Below are 20455 nucleotides of genomic sequence, written 5' to 3' on the forward strand. Positions count from 1 at the left end.
CTATCGCCCTCCAATCCACCGGACCTCTGCCATGATGCAACTCGACTGGACCACGTTTATTTTGGAAATCCTCAATTTCCTGGTGTTGGTGTGGATACTGCAGCGTTTTCTGTACCGGCCGGCTTTGGCGTTACTGGACGCCCGCCAGCAACGCATCAACCAGCAAACCGAGCGCGCCGCGCAATTGCACGCCGAAGCCGAAGCCTTGCAACGCCAGTACCAGGCGCGCCTGGCGGATTGGCAGCAACAACAGGATGCCGCGCGGCGGGCGCTGGAGGAAGAGTTGGCGCAACTGCGCAGCAGCGAATTGGACGCGCTGCGGAAAACTTTGGCCGACGAAGAAGCCAAGTTTCGGGTGCGCAATCAGGCGGCCACCGCCACCCGCGAAGCCGCCTTGATCCGCGAAGCGGCGGCCAAGGCCTACGCTCAGACCGCAGCTATGCTGCAGCGGATGGCCGGACCGGATTTGACCGGACGCATCGTCGAGATTTTCCTGGAAGATTTGCGGCAGTTGCCGGAAGCCGATCTGGCAGCGTTGCATAAAGCGGCGGCCGCTCTGATCCAGGCGTCGGCGGTGACGATAGCCAGCGCCCACCCGTTAACCGACGCCGATCAGAGCCGGCTCGGCCAAGCATTGTCGGCGGCGGCCGGTCGCGAGCTGGCTTTCAACTTCTCCATCGACCCGGCCTTGATCGCCGGCGTCCGCGCCGTAGTCGGCGAATGCCAGTTGCACGCCAATTTGGCCGACGAATTGGCCTTTTTCCGCCGCCAAACCAACCATGACTGAGCCGAACACGTCCTATCGGTTCGGCTTACGCCTATCCGAACGCGGCTGCGTCGCAGGCATCGGCGACGGCATCGCCTGGATCCGCGGTCTGCCGTCGGCCCGGCTCGACGAATTGATCGGCTTCGACGACGGTAGTTCGGGTTTGGTATTCCAACTCGGCAAGGAAGTGTTGGGCGCGATCCTGCTGTCGCAGAGTCGCGGCGTCACCGCCGGCATGGCGGTACAGCACATCGGCCGTAAATTGGAGATCGGCGTCGGCGACGCCTTGCTCGGCCGGGTAGTCGATCCGCTGGGCAGTCCGCTGGACGGTTTGCCGGCGCCGCAAACCCGCCAGTTCCGGCCGTTGGAAGCGGCCGCACCGAGCATTATCGAACGCGATTTCGTCAGCGAGCCGTTTTATACCGGTAGCAAGATCGTCGATAGTCTGATCCCGATCGGCAAGGGCCAGCGCCAATTGATCATCGGCGACGATGGCGTCGGCAAAAGCGCCCTGGCCTTGGATGCGGTGTTGAACCAGCGCGGCCGCAATGTGTTGTGCGTGATGGTGTTGATCGGCCAACCGCGCTCGTCGGTGGCCGGCACCTTGGAAGCCTTGCGCGCCGGCGGCGCACTGGATTACACCGTGCTGGTGGTGGCCGAAGCCAACGCCTTGCCGGGCTTTCGTTATCTGGCGCCGTTTGCCGGCTGCGCGATCGCCGAGCACTGGATGCGGCTGGGCCGCGATACCCTGGTGGTCTACGACGATCTGACCCGCCACGCCCAATCCTACCGCGAGCTGTCGCTACTATTGCAACGGCCGCCGGGCCGCGAAGCCTATCCGGGCGACATTTTTTATCTGCATTCGCGTTTGCTGGAGCGCTCGACGGTGTTGAGCCTGCAACACGGCGGCGGCAGCATGACCGCGCTACCGATCATCGAAACCCGGCAAGGTGAATTGTCGGCTTACATCCCGACCAATCTGATTTCGATTACCGACGGCCAGATTTATTTCGAGAGCAAACTGTTTGCCGCCGGCATCCTGCCGGCGATCGATATCGGCCGCTCGGTGTCGCGGATCGGCGGCAAGGCCCAGCATCCGGCCATCAAAAACGCCGCCGCCCATATCAGGCTGGACTATCTGCAATTTCTGGAGCTGGAGCTATTTGCCCGCTTCGGCACCCGTCTGGAAGCCAGCGTCGAGGAAAAACTACAGCGTGGCCGGCTGTTGCGGGAAATTCTGAAGCAAGACCGCTTGCAGCCCTGGTCCGAACCGGCACATCTGGCTTGGTTGCTGGCTTACGGTGAAGGTATGCTGGCCGATCTCGCGCCGGAACAAGCGTCCGGGGTGTTGGCCTATCTGCAGCAACAACTGGCGGAGACCCGCTTGAGCTTGGATTCGCCGAAGCAGCAATGGCTGGCGGCGCTCAGGCAATGGCTGGCGGCTAAGCCATGAGCCAGCGCCGCGAAGTCGAAGCCCGGCTGGCCTTGTTCGACGAATTGTCCGGCATCCTCGGCGCGATGCGCAGCTTTGCGTTGGCCGAATTGCGTAAGGTCGGCAAGCGCGAAGCTAGCCAGCAGCAGGTGGTCGAGTCGTTGGCGGCCGCTTTGCTCGATTTGTCCAGTGCGCTGCCGGAAGGCTTTTATGCCGATACCGCCAACACTCGCGGCGATATCTGGTTGCTGTTCGGTTCAGTGCGCGGCTTTTGCGGCAGTTTCAACGAAGACGTGCTGCGTTTTTGGCAGGGTGCGGCCGACCCGCAAGCGCAGCTGATTTTGGTGGGCGAACGCCTGCATGGCCTATTCGACGGTCATGAATCCGCCGTTTTTCTGGACGGCGCCGAAGGCGGGCTGGATGCGCCGGCGGCGATTGACCGGATTTTGGCGGCGGTCGCCGAACTGCGCAGCGATGGCGATTATGGTTTGATGGTCTGCATCCGCGACGAGCAGGGCGCTCGCAGCCAGCGCTTGTGGCCGTTGCCACCCACTGCCGGCGGCAGTGTTCCGCTGGAACTGCCGTTGACTTATCAGCGTCCTGCCGCAGTTGCGATGGGCGTTGCCGAACAGTACTTGTTCCATGTGCTGCTGGCGCTGCTGTTGCGTTCGATTCGGGTCGAAAACCACATGCGGCTGATGCAGATGGAAACCGCGCTGCGCCATCTGGAACGCGGCGGCGAGGACTTGCAACGCCAGCGCAACCGCCTGCGGCAGGAGGAAATCGTCGAGGAAATCGAGTTGATGGTCGGCCGGCGGTAGCAAACCGCACTCGCCCAGGTCCCCAAGTCAACCGCCCGACCCGGCACCCGATCGGCCGGGCCACTTTGCTCTTTTCAATCAGTCGTTTTGCAAAACCCGGCCCGGCCGACCGGCGCCGTGCCACCGCTACCTGCCTAGGCGCAATCCCTCTTGCGTTCTCGTTTCAAAATTGCCTCGATTTTCGCAACTGTTGCGGCCCGGACTGACCTTGGCTTCAAGTTCCGCGAGTATGGGCTACAGTTTACCGGTAACGCGCCGCGGCCAGCAGGCCGGCGCAGCGCGGCCGGAGGCCTTGGTTGGTAACAGCCGGTGCCGCATCCTTTCAACTTATTACAGAAGGAGTAAAACATGACGGAAAAACATTGTTTAATTGTCGACGACAGCAAGATGTCCAGAATGATGGTGAAAAAAATCATTCTGGAGGCGCATCCCGATTGGCATATCGTCGAAGCCGAGAACGGGCAGCAGGCGATCGACAGAGCCGGCGAAGCCAAGTACGACATCATTTTGCTGGATTACAACATGCCCGTCATGGAAGGCGGCCAAGCGGCCGAAATCATCCGTCCGATGCAAGCCGAGGCCAAGATTGCATTCCTGACCGCCAACGTGCAAGAGGCGGTAAAGAATCTGGCGGTGCAATTGCACATCGACTTTATCCCCAAACCGATCACAGAAGCCAAAATCAAAGCCTATGTCGGATAACTTGATTGAGAATGACGAAGATTTTTTAGATGCCGTCGCCGAAGTGCTTAATATCGGCATGGGTTACGCTGCCAGCGTACTCAGCGAAATGGTCAACGAAGAGGTGAAGCTGAGTGTGCCCGGTGTGACCTTTGTCTCGCGTCCGGAGGCTTTGAAGGTGATTCAAGCCAAGACCGATCGCGATGTCAGCGGCGTTTGCCAGCAATTCGACGGCGTGATGGGCGGCGACGTATTGCTGCTGTTTCCGGAGGAAAAAAGCCTGCAGTTGGTCAGAGCCGTACTGCAGCAGGACTTGTCGCTGGAAGACTTGACCGAAATGGAACAGGAGGCCATGGCGGAAATCGGCAATGTCATATTAAACGGTTGTCTGTGCAGCATCGCCGATCTGTTCAATCAGCGGATTTCCGGCGGCATCCCCGAATTCGTGAAAGGTTCTTTGGCGGACATCCTTGCCGACAACGAGCTGCGTGAAAAAGTCGAGGCTTGTGTGTTGTTGCTGAACATGGAGTTCTCGCTCGATAAGAACCGCGTCGAGGGTTACGTCACCTTCCTGATGGACGTCGAATCGATGTCGATATTCAAGCAAAGCGTCAAGTCTTATCTGGGTATGTGATGGTAGGAAATAGTAAGCCGGATTTGGATTTCGTCAGGTCAAGCCTGTTTCAGGCTATTTTCGAAAACTGCCAGTTTGGATTGATCGTTGTGAACCGGGCTTGTGCCGTCGTTGCCTGGAACCCGTGGATGGCGAAGTGCAGCGGTATCGATGCCGAGCGGGCGTTCGGCAAATCTTTAGCCGAACTATTCCCCAATGTGGCCGGCGGCAGTTTGCAAAGAGCGATAGACGTTGCTTTGAGCCACGGCATGTCGTCGATTATTTCCCATACCTTAAACCGCAATCCGCTGCCGTTGACTGCTGCCAGCGGCGCAGCCATCGATCAGCAATTGAAGGTTACGCCGCTCAATACTGAAGATTCGAGTCTTTGTTTGATTCAAATCAACGATATTACGGCCGCGGTCAAGCGCGATAGCCAACTGCTGGATAACGTCGCCGAGCTGAGTTTTCATAAATACGCATTCGACCAGCACGCAATCGTGGCCGTTACTGAAGTGGACGGCACCATTACTTACGTTAACGATCTGTTTTGCAAAGTCAGCCAATACTCGCGGGAGGAGTTGATCGGCCAGAACCACAGGCTGTTGAACTCGGGGCTGCATTCGCAGCAGTTTTTTCGGGATATGTTTAAGGTTATCGGCAAAGGCAAGGTCTGGCAGGGCGATATCTGCAATCGGACCAAGAGCGGCGAGCTGTACTGGGTATCGACCACTATCGTGCCGGACATCGGCCAGAATGGGAAACCGCGGCGGTATCTGGCGATTCGTACCGATATCACCGAACGCAAACGCGCAGAAGAAGCCGCCAACGCCGCGACGGTGGCCAAATCGCAATTTTTGGCCAATATGAGCCACGAAATCCGGACGCCGATGAACGCGATTTTGGGTCTGACTCGCCAGGTATTGGAAACCGAACTGACGGCGGAGCAACGCGAACAATTGGATAAAGTCAGAAAGTCCGGCCAGGTGCTGATCCGGATCATTAATGACATTCTGGATTTTTCCCGATTCGAGTCCGGTGCCGTGGCGCTGGAACAGCTGCCGATCAGACTTGAGACGGTGTTGCAGGAAGTCACCGACTTGTTCGGCGCCCAGATCGAAGAAAAAGGCTTGGAGATGTTTGTGGACATTCATCCCGATACGCCGTTTTACGTGATGGGCGATCCACATCGACTGACCCAAATTCTTAACAATCTGATCAGTAACGCGATTAAATTTACCGAAAATGGCGAAATTTACCTGTCGGTACAAGCGGATGGCCGGACCGAAAAAACAGTGACCCTGGTTTTTAGCGTCCGCGATACCGGGATCGGCGTGTCGGCGGATAAAATCGAATCCCTGTTCAATCCCTTTGTGCAGGCCGACAATTCGACCACGCGGCGGTTCGGCGGCAGCGGCTTGGGATTGGCCATATCCCGGAAGCTGGTGGAGCTGATGGGCGGGCGTATCGAGATGACCAGTACCTGCGGCCAGGGTACCTGTGTCAATTTTTCGATCGAGGTGGGATTAATGCCGGGCGAGGCCGTTCTGTCGCACACCTCGGCCGGGGATTTGCAAAGCTTGCTGGGAAAGCGGGTTTTGATCGTGGACGACATCGAGTCGTCGCGCAATATTCTGTCGCGTCTGATCGGTTTATGGGGGATGCATGCGGTCATGGCCGGTTCCGGCGAAGAAGCGTTGGTGGCGATAGAACAGGCCTTGCGTGAGCGGTGGCCTTTTTACGCGGTGCTGCTGGATTGGCGTATGCCGGGAATGAGCGGATTGCAAGTGGCGGCGGAGTTGAAAAAACGGCTGAGCGGGGGAGAAGCTAACGATCCGCTCAAGGTGTTGATGGTCACCGCTTACGATAAGCAGGCGCTGCTGCGGCATCCCGATGCACATTTCGTCGACAACGTGCTGTCGAAACCGATTCTGCCTTCCAAGTTGTTCGATGCGCTGTTGAGCCGTAAAACCAATCCTGACGTGGTTGCGCCGGAATTGACCAGGCGCCGCTTCGAAGGGCTTAGGGTGTTGCTGGTGGAAGATCACGATATCAATCAGGAAGTCGCCGTCAATTTTTTAAAAAAACGCGGGGTAGACGTTACAGTGGCCTGGCATGGTTTGGAAGCGGTCGAGTTTGTCAAGCGCCGCACATTCGACTTGGTGTTGATGGATTTGCACATGCCGGTGATGGGAGGGCAGGAAGCCACTCGTTTGATTCGGGAAATGCCGCAAGGCCGGAATCTGCCGATCGTGGCGATGACCGCCGCCATTTTGGACGAAGATCGCAGAGCTTGCCTGGAGGCCGGCATGGACGATTTTATTCCGAAACCGGTAGAGCCGACCGATCTGGCCCGGGTATTGGAGCTTTTCAGTCGGCGCGGCCCGTTGGCGGCGCAAGTCGAACAGGCCGCGATCATAACCCATCGGCCCATCTTGGATGTGACCCAAAGTTTGCGTCTGCTGGACGGCGACATCGCTTTGCTGCAACGGCTGATCAGCAGCTTCATCGAGCGTTTTCACGATATTACGGCGCAGTTATCCGCATTGCTGGCCAAGCGCAATCCAAAGGAAGCGGCCAATATGATTCATGCCGTGAAAGGGGTTGCCGCCAATCTGGGGGCATCGGCGTTGGCGGACGCCTGTAGCCGGTTGATGGAGGAAATCAAGCTGGACAGCGGGACCTTGTCGCTGGATGCATTCAACGCGGTGTTCACCGAAACCGTCAAGGAGATGCAAGTTTTTCTGGGTAAGCATCCGCAAGCCGCAAGCGTCAAAGTCGAAGAAAACGACTACGTTGCCTCGGCCGAGACCTTGCTGGAATTGGAGCCGTATCTGCTGCGCCAGGAAATCATTCCCGATGCATTGCTTGAGGCCCTTGACCAACTGGCAGCCGACAACTCGGACGGTTCCGCTTTATTGCGGCAGTTGAAATACCACCTGGACAATTTCGATCACCGGCAAGCGCGCGAGGTATTCGCGAATTGGAAATGGAGCACTGGGGGGCAAGCGTGAGCGGTAGTGCCCCCAGCCTAAAACCCCTGGTACTGCTGGTGGACGATTTGCCGGCCAACTTGCACGTGCTGGTGTCGGCCTTAAAGACGGACTTCCGCCTGAAAACCGCGACCAGCGGCGCGGACGCGTTAGCCTTGCTGGAGCAACAGGACGATCTGCCGAAACTGGTCGTCCTCGACGTCAAAATGCCGGGTATCGGCGGCATCGAGGTATTGCGCAGGATGCGGGCGTCGCCGGCAACCGGCGACATTCCGGTGATTCTGTTAAGTGCCGACAGTTCGGAACAAAACGAGTTGGCCGGCCTGCACCTCGGCGCGGACGATTACTTGGTCAAACCGATCTCGCCCAATGTCTTGTCGGTAAGGGTCCACAACCAGATTCAGCGCCACGCGGACCGGGTGCAGTTGCGTTTGGCGGCGCATGTGTTCGAGTACAGTGGGGAGGCGATCATGATTACCGATCGCCATAACCGCATCATCGACGTCAACGCCGCGTTTTCGGCTCTGACCGGATACGATAAGGCCGACGTATTGGGCATGGACCCGAAAATGTTGTCTTCCGGTCAGGCCGAGCGGGAGTTGTACGAGAAGATGTGGGCCGGTATTCGGGACACAGGATTCTGGCAGGGGGAACTTTGGGACCGGCGTAAGGACGGTAGCGTATTCCCCAAAATGATGACGGTGTCGGTCGTGCGGGACCGAACCGGCGTCATCGAGTTTCATTTGGCCAACTTCGTCGACATCAGCCATCTGAAAGAAGCCCATGCCCGGATCGAGCATTTGGCTCACCATGATCCGTTAACCGAATTGCCGAATCGCTTGCACTTGCAACTCTATCTCGAACAATCGCTAATGATTGCCAAGCGTGGGGGGGAGCAATTGGCCGTCATGTTGTTGGATTTGGATCGGTTCAAGAACATCAACGATACCTTGGGTCATTCCATCGGCGACCAGTTGCTGATTCAGGTGGCGAAGCGGCTGAAAACCTCGTTGCGGGAATACGACATGGTTGCCCGCCTGGGCGGTGACGAGTTTGTGGTGGTAATCAGAGCTGCCGCGATAGAGGATGTCGCTTCTTCGGTGGCGAATAAGATCTGCCATAGCTTGGGGCAGCCGTTCACGATAGAAAAATTCACGTTGCGTACCGCTTCCAGTATCGGTATCGCGGTCTATCCGGATAATGCCGAGCATATGGAAGACCTGATGAAAAGCGCCGATACTGCGATGTACCACGCCAAGTCCGAAGGCGGCGGCAATTTTCAGTTTTTCTCGCCGGAAATGAATCGCAATGCCCACGAGAAAATGGAACTGGAAAACCAGTTGCATGAAGCGATCGAAAAACGCCAGTTCGAATTGTATTTCCAGCCGCAACTCTCGCTGCCGGACGAACGTTTGTTGGGTGCCGAGGTGTTGTTGCGCTGGCGCCATCCCGTCAAGGGATTGATTTCGCCCTCGGTGTTCATTCCGCTGGCGGAGGAGACCAACCAAATTTACAAAATCGGCGAGTGGGTGCTGGAAAACGCCTGTCGGCGGGCGGGCGAATGGATAGCGCAAGGATTACCGCTAAAGCGGATCGGCATCAACGTCTCGGCCAAACAGTTTCAAAACAAAGGCCTGTACGAAGCGGTAAAGCGGGCACTGGTGCTGGCCGACATTAGCCCTCAGTCGCTGGAGTTGGAATTGGAAATTACCGAGACCGCCGTAATGACCTCACCGGTGCAGGCCGGCGAAATGTTGCAGTCGTTTCGCGAAATAGGCATCACGGTGGCCTTGGACGACTTCGGCCAAGGCTATTCGTCGTTGGGCCAGCTGAAAAATTTGCCGTTGGATCGTTTGAAGATCGACGCGGCCTTCGTTCAAGATATTTCCGCCGACGTTGGCGAACGCAATAATGGAGCGATCGCCTCGGCCACGATCGCGTTGGCACACAATCTGGGCTTCAAGGTGATCGCCGAAGGCGTGGAAACCTCGGAGCATTTGGCTTTCCTGATCGCCCACGGCTGTGACGAAGCCCAAGGTTATTATTTTGCGAAACCGCTATCGGAGCGAGACTTCGAAGCGTTGTTGCGGCGTCAGCAATCCGAGGATTGACGCAGCCGGCGAAAACCGTTCGCGCTGTGCCGTTTTAGGGCCGGCTCAATGCGAACGGTATCAAACGGGTTAGCGCCGGATCAAACTGCCTCAGCCCGTTTGCGGCGCTGGGCTGCCAACAGTCCCAATACCCCGGAGCCCATAAACCAAAATGCAGCCGGTACCGGCACCGGCGCGACAGCATTCAGATTGACCGCGCCGTTCTGAGCACCGAGGTAAGTACCGATTTCGGTATCCAACGGGTTCGAGTCGCTGCTGGCTTTGGCTTCATGGTTTTCCGGGTCGTACTCGCCGGCATACTTGTAAAATTCGTAACGGAAGATCACCGATTCCGCGTTCTGGCCCAGTACGTTTTTATAGCCGGCTTCCAATTTGCCGGCGTCCGGGTTGCCCGGATCGGTTTGCAATAACTGCCATTCGATTTCGGTTTCGGCTTTTTCAATAACCGGATTGCCGCCGATTAACTCTTCCAGTCCGACTTCCCTCTCCAGCTCGGTACGGAATACTTTCACCCAGATCGCTTCGCCGAATTGGCCCTCAAGCTCCGCTTGCGGGGCGCGAATATCGGCCACCACCACCGGTTGCGGTTGCGGCTGACCGGCTGGAGCCGGATCGGCCGGAATCACGTTCCAATTCGGTGCCGGCAGCACCACGTTGCCGTTGCTGTTGGTGAGTTTGCCGGTATTGCTGCCGTCGTCGAACAGCCAGCTATAGGTGGTTTTGCTGGCGTTTTTACTGGTGCCGACGCCGAAATGGTCGCATGGGGTGGCGGCGCTGTAGCCGACGCCGCCGCCGGTCCAGCAGTTGTCTCCGGGGGTGACGAAGTTGCCGCTCGGCGTGCCGAAAAACCAGGATTGGCTGGCGGCATCCCACGCGCTGGCGTAGGTGACCCGGGTTCCAAATACGGCACCGTTAGTGTATTCGCTGATCATTGGCGCGCCGTAACGCACCACCGCATTGCCGGGGTCGAAGCCGGTGCCGCTGGGGAAGCCGCGGCCGGCGCCGCCGAAGGTGTCGGTAATGTCGCTACTGTGCAGGCCTTCGAGTTCGATTTCGAAGCCGTGGGCGGTGTTGCCGGTATCGTTAACGACGTCGAAATTGCCCAGAAAACCGAGAAAACTCGCCGAAGCAATATTGGGTAACAGGACTAAAGAGAATGTTGCGGCATACGCCTGGGTTTTGAGTGTGGTCGCCATTATTGCTCCTGGTTGGCTGGGACTTGACTAAGCAGATCGTCTACACGACGACGGCATGCCTTATAGCAAACCAAGATGAATTCAACATGAAAACTGTGTTAATCCTCACAGTTTGGTGATTTCGGTTTGCGTCCGCTGATCATGGCCTTCACCAAACCTTCCTTATGGACTTTGCTGGAAACGACCACGCCCAGCACATGGATCGCAATCAAGACCAACATCAGATTGCTGGCGACCTCGTGAATTTCCTCCCAGAATTCCTCGGCCTCATCTCCAGCTTCAGCCGACTTGCCTTTGCCTTCCGCTTCCTCTTCGGCGTGGGCGGCGCCGATTACGCTGAGCATGCGGCTGTCCTGCGCCAGTGGGCCGCGGCCTTCTTCGATGGCGTAGACTTTCAAGCCGCTGATCGTCACCACGAACAGCGTAGCCAGCAATGCCAAAACCATCCAGCCGCCGAGCGGATTGTGGCCCAGGTAACGCGGCGCAGTGCCTTGGCGCAGTTGGGAAACATAACGCCACACGGCAGCCGGAGAGCGCACAAATTGGCTGAATCGGGCATAGCGGCCGCCGACGAAGCCCCAGACCAATCTTGCGCTGATCAAGCCCAGTACCGTGTAGCCAGCGTAGATGTGCCAGGGATTTTCTTCTTCACTGGTGACGTACGCGACTGCAAATGCGGTGACCAGCGACCAATGGAACACGCGGACGAAAATATCCCAGACAGCTACCGAATTTTGGTTTTGCATGGTTCAAGCTCCAGAATGGTTGAGGTATGGCCGGCATTTTAGTCAGGCGAAATGAAACCAATCTTAAAAATCGCCGCACCGGCAGATAAACCATTAAACTCTGAGCGATTTACATGCGGGAGATGAGCGCCGCCTATGCGTTTATTGTTGGTGGAAGACGATCCGGGTTTGTCGAGATCGCTAAAACTCGAGCTGGAAACTGCCGGTTTTGCCGTGGATTGCGCGATGGACGGCGAGGCCGCCGAGTTCCTGGGCTCGACCGAATCCTACGACATCGTGATTCTGGATCTGGGCTTGCCGAAAATGCCCGGCCTGGAGGTGTTGCGGCATTGGCGGCAGGCGGAAAACCATGTGCCGGTGATCGTGTTGACCGCCCGCGACGCCTGGCACGAGAAAGTCGACGGCTTCAAAGCCGGCGCCGACGACTACCTGGGTAAGCCGTTTCATATCGAAGAACTGTTGGCCCGGGTGCAGGCCTTGTTGAAGCGCTTTCACGGCCGGATGCAGCCGCAACTGGCCGGTTGCGGTTTGACGCTGGACGAGGATGCGCAAACGGTCAGCGTTAACGGCGGCCGCCCGGAACAACTGACGGCGATCGAATTTCGCTTGCTGCGTTATTTCATGTTGCATCCTGGCAAAGTCTTGACCAGAACCCATCTGCTGGAACATATCTACCAATGCGATAGCGATCCGGCCAGCAACGTGATCGAGGTTTACGTCAATCGCTTGCGGCGCAAGTTGGGCAACGATCTGATCGCCACCCGCCGCGGCCAGGGTTACGTGTTCGGCGAGAAAGCCTGATGTCGTTGCAACGTCGTTTGAATCGCGGCTTGATGTTGATTTTGAGCGCGGTGTTTGTCGGCCATTGGCTGGCGGCGGACTGGGTGATCCGGGCCGTTGCCGAAAAGCAGATGACGACCCGTTTGCAGCACGATGCCGACTCTCTGATCGATACCTTGCAGCCCAATGGCGACGGCCTGCTGGAGTTCGACAGTTCCCACATCGGCACTGTCTACGGCCAGGCGTTTTCCGGCCACTATTTTGTATTGCACATCGGCCCAAGAACTTACTATTCCCAGTCTTTGCAAAGCGAAACCTTGCCGTTTCCCGCTCTGCCTGCCGGCACGGTGCAGTTGTTTCACCACACCGACGGGCCACAAAAGCAGCCGCTATTGGTTTTGAATCGGGGCTTGCAACGCTTCGGCCATCCGGTTTCGATTGCAATAGCCGAGGACTTGACCGATATCGGCCGCGATATCGACCATATCCGGCTGGCGTACTTGCTGTTGACGGTGTTGGTATTGCTGCTGGCCATCGGTTTGCAAACCGGCGATGTCCGGCGTGCTTTGCATCCGTTGCAGGCCGTGCGCGCCGAGCTGGCGGAGATTGCCGGCGGCCGCAAACCACAAATCCAAACCCGGGTGCCGCTGGAAATCAAACCCCTGGTCGGGGAAGTCAACCGTCTGTTGCTGTTGGTCGAGCGGCGCCTGTACCAGTCGCGGACCGCAATCGGCAATCTGGCGCACTCGCTGAAAACGCCGTTGGCGATGCTGTTCAGATTGGCGGAGAGCCCGGTTTTGGCGGCTGATCCGGAGCTGCAGCAACAGTTACAGCAACAAGCCCAAAAAATGCACGAACGCATCGAGCGCGAATTGAAACGGGCCCGTTTGTCCGGCAACTTGCAATCGGCCAGCGTGTTTAATCCGCAGGAAGAACTGGACGCCTTGACCCAGCTGTTGCGCAACATTTACTCGGAAAAGGTGCTGGACTTTCAAATCAGTGTGCCGGATCGGCCGCTCAATTTCGATAGGGAAGACATGTTGGAATTGATCGGCAATTTGCTGGACAACGCTTGCAAGTGGGCTGAACGATGCGTCGTTGTGGAAATCGAGTGCACGCAGACCATGCGCATCACGGTCGAGGACGACGGGCCGGGATGCTCGGCAGCGGAGATGCAGCAGCTCAGCCGGCGCGGCTTGCGCCTGGACGAAGCGGTACAAGGCCACGGTCTGGGGCTGGCGATCGTGCGCGATATTGCCGAGTTCTATCGCGGCAAATTGAGTATCGAGCGCTCGCCGCGGCTCGGCGGTCTGCGCGTCAGCGTGCAATTCCCGCGCTGAACGCCGGCCGCGGCGGGTATAATCGGCCTTTTTTGTTCGATCAATCTGCCGAGTATCATGACCACCGTTAATTCCGAAAAACTCTCCAGCGCCCGTTTTGCCGAAGCCACCGACGCCTTCGTCGAGGAATTCACCGCATCGGTCAATTTCGACCAACGCATGGCGCAACAAGATATCCAAGGCTCGCTGGCGCATGCGGCGATGCTGTGCAAGATCGGTATTCTGACCGAGCAGGAATTGGCGGACATCCGCAACGGTTTGGCCCAAATCGGCGGCGAGATCGAACGCGGTGAATTCGTCTGGTCGGTGAAGCAGGAAGATGTGCACATGAATATCGAAGCGCGCCTGACCGACCTGATCGGCATCGCCGGCAAGAAGCTGCATACCGGCCGTTCCCGCAACGACCAGGTGGCGACCGACATTCGTTTGTATCTGCGCGACGAAATCGGCAATATCCTCGGCCAGTTGCAGCGCTTGCAGTTGGCATTGTTGGACAAGGCCGAGCAGGAAGCCGATACCATCATGCCCGGCTTCACCCATTTGCAGGTGGCGCAACCGGTCACTTTCGGCCACCACTTGATGGCCTGGTTCGAGATGCTCAGCCGCGACCGCGAGCGTTTTCTGGATTGCGCCAAGCGCCTGAACGTGATGCCGCTAGGTGCTGCGGCATTGGCCGGTACCAGCTACCCGCTGGATCGTTTCATGACCGCCGAGTTGTTGGGCTTCAGCCGGCCGTCGAATAACTCGCTGGATTCGGTCAGCGACCGCGATTTTGCGATCGAATTCGCCGCCGCCGGCAGCGTGTTGATGATGCATTTGTCGCGATTTTCCGAGGAACTGGTGTTATGGGCCAGCGCCCAATTCGATTTCATCGACATTCCGGATGCCTTCTGCACCGGCTCGTCTATCATGCCGCAAAAGAAAAATCCGGACGTGCCGGAATTGGTGCGCGGTAAATCCGGCCGGGTGGCCGGGCATTTGATTTCGTTGTTGATGCTGATGAAAAGCCAGCCTTTGGCTTACAACAAAGATAACCAGGAAGACAAGGAACCGTTGTTCGACACGGCCGATACCTTGGTCAATTGCCTGCGCGCCTTCGCCGACATGATGCCGCGCGTCGAAGCCAAACGGGAAAACATGTACCAGTCCGCCAAGCGCGGTTTTGCGACGGCTACCGATCTGGCGGATTATCTGGTGCGTAAAGGCATGGCCTTTCGCGATGCGCACGAAGTGGTCGGCCAAGCCGTGCGCCTGGGTTTGAACAGCGGCCGGGATTTATCGGAACTGACCTTGGCCGAGTTGCAGGAGTTTTCCGCCGCGATCGGCGCTGATGTGTTCGATATTCTTTCCCTGGAAGGTTCGGTTGCCGCGCGTTCCCTGATCGGTGGTACGGCTCCGGAGACGGTGCGTAAGGCAATCTGTGAAGCAAGACACCAAATAACCGGATAAACAATCTGGAAATAACCGGCCTAACTGCTAACCTTCCGGCATCGTTTTTGAAGGAAGGTAGCGATGGCCGTTTTTCATTCGACTTTAATCGTCGACAAGCAAGCCGATCCGAAGCCTGACAGCGATTTTTGGCTGGACGGGGAACTGGGGAGCTTCGGTTGCGAATCGTCCGCGGAGTCCGCGCTCAGAGTGTTGTCGGTCAAGGTTCGGCGGAATCCGCTCGATCTGCTGGCGCACCTGCGGCGGATTCATTTCTGTTTCCGAAACCGGCTGCCGGCGGCGCTGTACGGGGCGCTGCTGGATTTGTTGCTGGTGCTGGAAGGCAAAGGCGAAGCGCTGGCCCGGCGACTGCTCAACGCTTGCCGGTCGGGTCTGGACAAGCGTCATTGCCATATCCTGTTTGAATTGGCGCGGCACGATCCCCAGCAAATCGGCAATCGCTATTCCTTATTCACCGGCGGGCTGCAGGGCCGGAGCAAATTGCTCGTGCAAATCGAAGCGCCGATCGCTCCCAGTCATGACCCTCTGACACTGGCTAACGACTTCATCGAATACAGCCAACTCGATCAGGCGATGGACGTACTGGAAAGTGCGGTGGGAATCGATCCGGAACGGACCGAATTGCAACGGGCGTTATTGGAACTTTACCGTTCTACCGGCAGCCGCGAGCGGTTTGAACATGCCAGAAGAAGCTTCGCCGAATTGGCTATTCCGTTAGCGGACGATTGGCAGGCGCTGGCAGATATTTTCCAACGGCAAGCGTCATGACTAAGACGGCCCATTCCTACCGGATTGCCTTGCACGGGATGGACGGCCGCACTTGCAAGACCATGGAAATGTATCTGAAAGGCCCGTGCCGCGGTGCGGCAGTCGTCGTCCCGGCTGAAGAGGCACAGATCGACATGATCGATGCCGACCATGTCAAGGCGCGGGAAATCCTGGAGCAGTGCAAGGCGGCACGGCCCGGCCGCCCGATCATCCTGCTGTCCTTGCAGACCTTACAGATCGACAACACTTTTTTCGTCAAAAAGCCGGTCAATGTCGAGCAAATTCTCGGGGTGTTGGACAAAATCGGTGCCTTGCTAAAAGCGCCGGAAGTCAAACCGGCGCCAGCCCCGGCGGTCACTGCCGCGGTAGAGCAACGGCCTGTAGCACCGCCCAAAACTACGCTGGACGTCTACGTCAAGCCGGTGAAACCGAGCCAACCCGCCGCTAACGCGGAACGGCAAAAGACCGCTAAGCACCAATCGGCGATGCAACTCAACGAAGGCGGTTTTACCGCGTTTTTGGGTACGCTCGGCGATATCGATTTCGACGACGAGGTGCAATTACCGACCGCTTGTTACGATCCGCGCCAGTTTTTCCTGGGTTATGTGCAGTCGGCCGTGAAAACCGCCGGATTGCAGGTGCGGCCGTTGCGGCTGAGTTCGATCTGGAAGCCGCTGTATATTTTTCCCGAGCAGAATGAAGTGTGGCTGGATGCGGACGACAAACAATTACGGGCATTTGCCGGCGTCGCCTTCAAATCCGGCACCGCCGGCAATATGAGTTTATCGGCTTTGGAACCGGTTGCCGTCGATAAGGAACGGGACCCGGAGAAATATCAGGACGTGGCAGGGTTTATCTGGAAGCTGGCGCTATGGACTTCGAAAGGGCGGTTTCCGATCGGACTGGATATTCAGCGGCCGGTATTTCTGTTGCGCTGGCCCAATTTCACCCGCTTGGTCATCACGCCCGATGCGCTGCGGATTGCTGCATTGCTGGTCAAAACACCGACCACGCCAATTGCGGTTTGTCGAGTGTTGAACGTCAAGCCGCAATATGTGTTTGCGTTTATCAGCGCATGCCATGCCTTGGGAATGTTGCGGCAAAGCGAGCGCGAAGCGGATGCAGTGATCGCCCCGCCGGTACCGGATCGGGCGCAGAACCAAGGCCTGTTACGCAAAATTCTCAGTAAATTGCGCGGTGCCTAGCCGCTCTCAGCAGGAATCTCGATGAGCCAATACAAAATTATTTTCACCGGTCCGGTTGGGGCCGGAAAAACCACCGCGATCAACGCCATCAGCGACACGCCGCCGGTGAAAACCGATGCGGCGGCCAGCGACATGACCAAAAACCGCAAAGCTTCGACCACGGTGGCGATGGATTATGGCGTGATGAATCTGGCCGGCGGCGAGAAGATCCATTTGTACGGTACCCCTGGGCAGGAACGCTTCGATTTCATGTGGGACATTCTGGTCAATGGCGGCATCGGCTTGATTTTGCTGTTAGATAACACCCGCGCAGATCCGTTTCAGGATATGAAGTTCTTTCTGGATGCGTTCAGTAAATTTATCAGCGATACCAGTCTGGCCATCGGCGTCACCCAAATGGATCTCAGCAACCGGCCGACCATAGACGATTACCACTCGCGCTTGCAGGAATTCGGCATCAAACCGCCGGTGTTTGCGGTGGACGCCCGCGAAAAGAACGACGTTTCGTTATTGGTGCAGGCCTTGTTGTATTCGCTCGATCCCGGTATGGCGGAGTAGGGCATGGAGCGCTTCAAACTCGTCGAAGACCTGTTTTTATATCCGACGCCGGCCGGGGCTTATTACGCGGTAGCTTATCCGGATTCCGACAAACCCCGGCGTTTTTTGCTGCGCCTGTTGCAGCAGGCGCAGACGCCGGCACTGGCCTTACCGAAACTGCAAAGCCTGATGGAAATCGAAGACGAAGACAAAGCCTTGGAAATGTTGTCGCATTGTCAGAAGTTGGGCTGGGTACAAGGCGTGGATACGCCGTTGCAGGCGCCGGCTGGCGCGTTGGAGGAACTGCTACCGGGCCTGCTGGCGGCGATCTCCGATTCCGGCAAAGTATTGTTGGCTGACGACCAGGGTTTTTATCTGGCTTGTAGCGGTTTTCCGCACGAGGTCGCCGAAGAATTGTCGGCCTTGAGCGCCGAATTGGCGACCGTGCATAAACGCCGTTCCGGTTTGTTAAGCAACAACATGGGCATCGCCAGCCACGCCTGGGCGATCGTCGATGCGTTCGGCGCCAGCCAGATCGGTTTCTGGCCTGTGTTCGTCGGTGGCCGTCGCTTCGTGCTGGCGATTGCCGGCACGCCGCATTTCAATCGGGCCGAATTCGTCAGTTTGGCCTGGAGCCTGACGACCCGCTACGTCAAAAAAGGCGATTAGTTTCGTCCGCTTGCGTTATCAACATCATTTATTAGGAGAGACCCATTATGAAAGCAGATATGCTGACCTCGGTACTGACGGAGTTGAACGGCACTTCGGCCGATATTGAAGCATCGGGCGTGATATCCACGGACGGATTGATGATGGCCTCGGTATTGCCGGCCGGCATGGATGAAGACCGGGTCGGCGCCATGAGTGCGGCGATGCTGTCTTTGGGCGACCGTACTGCCCAGGAACTGAACCGGGGCAATCTGGAGCAGGTGTTGATCAAAGGCGCACGCGGCTATGTGCTGATGACTTACGCCGGCAGCGAAGCGGTATTGACGGTGTTAGCCAAGCCCAATGCCAAATTGGGCCTGATCTTTCTCGACGTCAAGCGCGCGGCGGAAAGTATTTCCGAAATGCTGTGATCCCGAAACCATGCTACGGAGCCGATCATGATTAGCGATATGAAACCCGAAGACATCGTTGGAGATTACCGGGAGGCCGAGTTGACGTTCTACGACGGTACTCGCCGCAAAGTGTTGTATACCGAACTGGAAACGCCGTATCCGGACGGCAAATTGATCGTGTCGACCACGACGCCGGAGGGCGTGATTCGTCAGGTAAATCCGGCGTTCGTCGAAATGTCGGGCTATAGCGAAGCCGAACTGATCGGTGCGCCGCACAATATTCTGCGTCATCCCGACATGCCGGCGGCGGCGTTCAAGGATTTGTGGGAGACGGTTCAGCGCGGCGAGAAATGGCAGGGTTACGTCAAAAATCTGCGCAAGGACGGCGGTTATTACTGGGTCAAAGCCACCGTCATCCCCAACGTGCGCGGCGGTCAAGTCGTGGGCTATACCTCGGTCCGGCGCAAGCCGTCGCGGACCAAGGTCGACGAATGCGTCAAACTCTATCCGACACTACGTTAACGGAGCCTGCCATGTCATTTCTGTTTACCGTCAGTCCCGATTTCGCGCCCGACCGGCTGTCCGGTTGGTATATATTCAACACCTGGTTGCAAAAACAAACCGATACCGCGATCCATCTGGAAATGTACAACCATTACCAGCAACTGCATCAAGCGATCGAAGCGGATAAAATCGATTTGATTTACGCCAACCCGTTCGACGCGGCCATGCTGGTCAGGACTAAGGGCTTCGTGCCGCTGGTCAAGGCTCTGGGCCAGGCTGACGAGGCCATTATCGCCGTCAATGCCGACAATCCGGTGCAGGATGTCGCCGATCTGCAAGTCAATAGCCGGGTGGCGTTTACCGACGATCCCGACGTGCGGCTAATGGGCATGATCATGTTGGAGCCGGCCGACCTGGATGCCGGCAACATTGTCCCGGTTTTGGCCGATACGCCGGTTCTGGTGGCAAAGCATTTGCTGAAAGGCGAGGCCGATGCGGGTATTATTCTGGCCGAAGCCTACGATAATTTGTCGGGCGTGATTCGCAAGCAATTACGGATATTGGTGCGCAGCCAGATTAGCGTGATCCACCATGCCTTGTTGATCGGCCCGCGCTTGCAGGCAAGGCGCGGCGAATTCTGCCGGGCTTTGTTGGCGATGGCGGCGGACGAGAAGGGCAGGGGCGTCCTGACTGCATTGGGCTTCAATGGTTGGCAAGCGATCGACGACGAGGAAATGGAATTTATGATCGATTTGATGGATACCCTCAATACTTAACCTTAATTTTTATCAGCGGAAGCCGCAGCCATGACCATAGTAACCACGGTAGATGTTTTGCGGCACGGCGAGGCCCGCGGCGGCGCCCGTTACCGCGGAATCACCGACGATCCGTTGACCGAGCGCGGTTGGCGGCAAATGTACCGGCAGTGCGGCGAACTGCACTGGGACGTGGTGGCGAGTTCGCCATTGCGCCGCTGTTGTTCGTTCGCCGCTGCGTGGTGCGGACAGCAGCAAGCCGAATTGTGTGTCGATCCGGCTTGGGCCGAGTACGATTTCGGCGCCTGGGAAGGTCTGAGCGCCGACCAAATCGAACGCGATTGGCCTGGCGCATTGGATGCGTTTTACCGCGATCCGGAGCGTTCGCCCCCGCCCAACGGCGAAAACTACCGGCAATTCAATCGCCGGGTGCAAACGGCCTGGGATGCGCTGTTGACCGCGCATGCCGGCAAGAAGATTCTGGTCGTCAGCCATGCCGGCGTGGTGCGCAGCCTGTTGAGCCATTGTCTGCAGCTGGCGCCGACGGCAGCCTTCCGCATAGAGGTTCCTCAGGCCGGACTGACCCGGTTTACAGCCTTCGATAGCGCAGACGGCCGTTACCTGCAGCTGAACTACCATCGGCCGGGTTGATTTCTTCTATACTCAAGGCCGTTTCGATTTTGGTGCGCCGCAGTGA

Annotated in this window: 20 protein-coding genes; 18 read left to right on the plus strand and 2 right to left on the minus strand. The window is 57.6% G+C overall.

From position 1 onward, the window contains the following. Positions 1 to 31: 31 nt before the first annotated feature. The 7 genes from PL263_RS03615 to PL263_RS03645 all read left to right on the plus strand — a co-directional run bounded on the left by PL263_RS03615 (position 32) and on the right by PL263_RS03645 (position 9417). Positions 32 to 787: a F0F1 ATP synthase subunit delta gene (locus tag PL263_RS03615; RefSeq protein ID WP_278211724.1), complete on the plus strand. Its 756-nt coding sequence runs from the start codon at positions 32 to 34 to the stop codon at positions 785 to 787. Beyond that, complete coding sequence (locus PL263_RS03620; RefSeq protein WP_278211725.1) at positions 780 to 2219, plus strand: F0F1 ATP synthase subunit alpha; 1440 nt, start codon at positions 780 to 782, stop codon at positions 2217 to 2219. Before PL263_RS03615 ends, PL263_RS03620 begins: the two co-directional genes overlap by 8 nt. Continuing rightward, positions 2216 to 3019 carry a F0F1 ATP synthase subunit gamma gene (locus tag PL263_RS03625; protein ID WP_278211726.1) on the plus strand — a complete coding sequence of 268 codons (804 nt, stop codon included), beginning with the start codon at positions 2216 to 2218 and terminating at the stop codon, positions 3017 to 3019. The genes PL263_RS03620 and PL263_RS03625 overlap by 4 nt, the downstream gene beginning before the upstream one ends. A 348-nt stretch (positions 3020 to 3367) precedes the next feature. Further along, positions 3368 to 3721 carry a response regulator gene (locus PL263_RS03630; protein ID WP_278211727.1) on the plus strand — a complete coding sequence of 118 codons (354 nt, stop codon included), beginning with the start codon at positions 3368 to 3370 and terminating at the stop codon, positions 3719 to 3721. After that, positions 3711 to 4334, plus strand: coding sequence for a chemotaxis protein CheX (locus PL263_RS03635; RefSeq protein WP_278211728.1), 624 nt, complete (start codon positions 3711 to 3713; stop codon positions 4332 to 4334). The genes PL263_RS03630 and PL263_RS03635 overlap by 11 nt, the downstream gene beginning before the upstream one ends. Further along, entirely contained in the window at positions 4334 to 7327 is a 2994-nt protein-coding gene (locus tag PL263_RS03640) for a response regulator (protein WP_278211729.1), read from the plus strand. Before PL263_RS03635 ends, PL263_RS03640 begins: the two co-directional genes overlap by 1 nt. Continuing rightward, entirely contained in the window at positions 7324 to 9417 is a 2094-nt protein-coding gene (locus tag PL263_RS03645; RefSeq protein WP_278211730.1) for an EAL domain-containing protein, read from the plus strand. Before PL263_RS03640 ends, PL263_RS03645 begins: the two co-directional genes overlap by 4 nt. Before the next feature lie 80 nt (positions 9418 to 9497). Here the strand turns inward: PL263_RS03645 and PL263_RS03650 are convergent, their stop codons facing one another. Next, the gene (locus PL263_RS03650; protein ID WP_278211731.1) at positions 9498 to 10613 is read right to left on the minus strand and encodes a hypothetical protein; all 1116 of its coding nucleotides are present in this window, start codon (positions 10611 to 10613) and stop codon (positions 9498 to 9500) included. A gap of 98 nt (positions 10614 to 10711) precedes the next feature. Next, positions 10712 to 11359, minus strand: a complete 648-nt coding sequence (locus tag PL263_RS03655) for a cytochrome b/b6 domain-containing protein (protein ID WP_278211732.1) — start codon at positions 11357 to 11359, stop codon at positions 10712 to 10714. A gap of 135 nt (positions 11360 to 11494) precedes the next feature. Between PL263_RS03655 and PL263_RS03660 the strand changes: the two genes are divergently transcribed. The 11 genes from PL263_RS03660 (at position 11495) to PL263_RS03710 (ending at position 20409) form a co-directional block, all read left to right on the plus strand. Further along, the gene (locus PL263_RS03660) at positions 11495 to 12160 is read left to right on the plus strand and encodes a response regulator transcription factor (protein ID WP_278211733.1); all 666 of its coding nucleotides are present in this window, start codon (positions 11495 to 11497) and stop codon (positions 12158 to 12160) included. Then, positions 12160 to 13479 (plus strand): sensor histidine kinase, encoded by a 1320-nt coding sequence (locus tag PL263_RS03665; RefSeq protein WP_278211734.1) that lies wholly within the window; start codon positions 12160 to 12162, stop codon positions 13477 to 13479. Before PL263_RS03660 ends, PL263_RS03665 begins: the two co-directional genes overlap by 1 nt. A gap of 57 nt (positions 13480 to 13536) precedes the next feature. Next, positions 13537 to 14928, plus strand: a complete 1392-nt coding sequence (gene argH, locus PL263_RS03670; RefSeq protein WP_278211735.1) for an argininosuccinate lyase — start codon at positions 13537 to 13539, stop codon at positions 14926 to 14928. A 63-nt stretch (positions 14929 to 14991) separates the two neighbouring features. Next, the gene (locus PL263_RS03675; protein WP_278211736.1) at positions 14992 to 15696 is read left to right on the plus strand and encodes a hypothetical protein; all 705 of its coding nucleotides are present in this window, start codon (positions 14992 to 14994) and stop codon (positions 15694 to 15696) included. Then, positions 15693 to 16901, plus strand: a complete 1209-nt coding sequence (locus PL263_RS03680) for a hypothetical protein (protein WP_278211737.1) — start codon at positions 15693 to 15695, stop codon at positions 16899 to 16901. The genes PL263_RS03675 and PL263_RS03680 overlap by 4 nt, the downstream gene beginning before the upstream one ends. 21 nt (positions 16902 to 16922) lie before the next feature. Next, positions 16923 to 17459, plus strand: a complete 537-nt coding sequence (locus PL263_RS03685; RefSeq protein WP_140912875.1) for an ATP/GTP-binding protein — start codon at positions 16923 to 16925, stop codon at positions 17457 to 17459. A 3-nt stretch (positions 17460 to 17462) separates the two neighbouring features. Next, positions 17463 to 18107: a hypothetical protein gene (locus PL263_RS03690; RefSeq protein ID WP_278211738.1), complete on the plus strand. Its 645-nt coding sequence runs from the start codon at positions 17463 to 17465 to the stop codon at positions 18105 to 18107. 47 nt (positions 18108 to 18154) lie between these two features. Next, positions 18155 to 18517, plus strand: a complete 363-nt coding sequence (locus PL263_RS03695) for a roadblock/LC7 domain-containing protein (protein WP_140912877.1) — start codon at positions 18155 to 18157, stop codon at positions 18515 to 18517. A 27-nt stretch (positions 18518 to 18544) separates the two neighbouring features. After that, positions 18545 to 19021: a PAS domain-containing protein gene (locus PL263_RS03700; RefSeq protein WP_140912878.1), complete on the plus strand. Its 477-nt coding sequence runs from the start codon at positions 18545 to 18547 to the stop codon at positions 19019 to 19021. Positions 19022 to 19032: 11 nt separating this feature from the next. After that, positions 19033 to 19779, plus strand: a complete 747-nt coding sequence (locus PL263_RS03705) for a phosphate/phosphite/phosphonate ABC transporter substrate-binding protein (RefSeq protein WP_278211739.1) — start codon at positions 19033 to 19035, stop codon at positions 19777 to 19779. Between the two features lie 30 nt (positions 19780 to 19809). After that, a complete protein-coding gene (locus tag PL263_RS03710; protein ID WP_140912880.1) occupies positions 19810 to 20409 on the plus strand; it encodes a histidine phosphatase family protein in 600 nt (199 codons plus the stop codon). Positions 20410 to 20455 lie beyond the last annotated feature (46 nt).

Source organism: Methylomonas sp. EFPC3 (assembly GCF_029643245.1).
Classification (GTDB): Bacteria; Pseudomonadota; Gammaproteobacteria; order Methylococcales; family Methylomonadaceae; genus Methylomonas; species Methylomonas koyamae_B.